The 1,554-nt window shown below is 68.0% G+C and carries 2 protein-coding genes; both read left to right on the plus strand.

The features are described 5' to 3' along the window. A partial coding sequence (locus ACOI6Z_RS27440; RefSeq protein WP_180265532.1) for a biotin/lipoyl-containing protein occupies window positions 1-231 on the plus strand: 231 nt, incomplete at its 5' end. Window positions 232-246: 15 nt separating this feature from the next. After that, window positions 247-1,548: an oxaloacetate decarboxylase subunit beta gene (locus ACOI6Z_RS27445; protein WP_101996200.1), complete on the plus strand. Its 1,302-nt coding sequence runs from the start codon at window positions 247-249 to the stop codon at window positions 1,546-1,548. Window positions 1,549-1,554: the final 6 nt, after the last annotated feature.

Genomic DNA, 1,554 nt, shown 5'->3' on the forward strand with positions numbered 1-1,554 from the left:
GCCGCCCCGGCCGGCGCCGGCACCCCGGTCACCGCGCCGCTGGCGGGCACTATCTGGAAAGTGATTGCCGGCGAGGGCCAGACGGTGGCCGAAGGCGAGGTGCTGCTGATTCTGGAAGCCATGAAGATGGAGACCGAAATCCGCGCCGCCCGGGCCGGGACCGTCCGCGGTATCGCGGTGAAAGCCGGCGATGCGGTGGCGGTCGGCGACACCCTGCTGCAGCTGGCGTAACGACGAGGAGCGGAAATGGAAAGTCTGAACGCCCTGATTCAGGGGATGGGGCTGGTGCACCTGGGGTTCGGCCAGGCGGTGATGCTGCTGGTCAGCCTGCTGCTGCTCTGGCTGGCGATTGCGAAGAAGTTCGAGCCGCTGCTGCTGCTGCCGATTGGCTTCGGCGGCCTGCTGTCGAACATCCCGGAGGCCGGGCTGGCGCTGAGCGCTCTGGAGAGCCTGCTGGCCCACCACGACCCGGCGCAGCTGGCGGTGATTGCCGCGAAGCTCCACTGCGCGCCGGACGTCCACGCCATTAAGGAGGCGCTGGCCCTGGCCCTGCCGTCGGTGCAGGGGCAGATGGAGAGCCTGGCGGTGGACATGGGCTACTCCGCCGGGGTGCTGGCCATCTTCTATAAGGTGGCGATTGGCTCGGGCATCGCGCCGCTGGTGATTTTTATGGGCGTCGGGGCGATGACCGACTTCGGCCCGCTGCTGGCCAACCCGCGCACCCTGCTGCTGGGGGCGGCGGCGCAGTTCGGTATCTTCGCCACCGTCCTCGGGGCGCTGACGCTCAACTACTTCGGCCTGATTTCGTTCACCCTGCCGCAGGCGGCGGCCATCGGCATCATCGGCGGCGCCGACGGCCCGACGGCCATCTACCTGTCGGGCAAGCTGGCGCCGGAGCTGCTGGGGGCCATCGCGGTGGCCGCCTACTCCTACATGGCGCTGGTGCCGCTGATCCAGCCGCCGATCATGAAGGCGCTGACCACGGATAAGGAGCGGAAGATCCGCATGGTGCAGCTGCGTACGGTGAGTAAGCGGGAGAAGATCCTCTTCCCGGCGGTGCTGTTGCTGCTGGTGGCGCTCCTGCTGCCGGACGCCGCGCCGCTGCTGGGGATGTTCTGCTTCGGCAACCTGATGCGCGAGAGCGGGGTGGTGGAGCGGCTGAGCGATACGGTGCAGAACGCGCTGATCAACATCGTGACCATCTTCCTCGGGCTGTCGGTGGGGGCCAAGCTGGTGGCGGACAAGTTCCTGCAGCCGCAGACGCTGGGGATCCTGCTGCTGGGGGTAATCGCCTTCTGCGTGGGGACCGCCGCCGGGGTGCTGATGGCGAAGCTGCTGAACAGGTTCAGTAAGAACCCGATCAACCCGCTGATCGGTTCAGCCGGGGTGTCGGCGGTGCCGATGGCGGCCAGGGTGTCGAACAAGGTGGGTCTGGAAGCGGACGGGCAGAACTTCCTGCTGATGCACGCGATGGGCCCGAACGTGGCGGGGGTGATCGGCTCGGCGATCGCCGCCGGGGTGATGCTCAAGTACGTGCTGGCGATGTAGGCCGGC

Source organism: Klebsiella sp. C239 (assembly GCF_048822715.1).
Lineage (GTDB): Bacteria > Pseudomonadota > Gammaproteobacteria > Enterobacterales > Enterobacteriaceae > Klebsiella > Klebsiella quasipneumoniae.

Bases quoted from the DNA above. Each gene is read 5' to 3' on its own strand.
- ACOI6Z_RS27445 (WP_101996200.1), top strand. From the start codon at position 247: ATGGAAAGTCTGAACGCCCTGATTCAGGGGATGGGGCTGGTGCACCTG.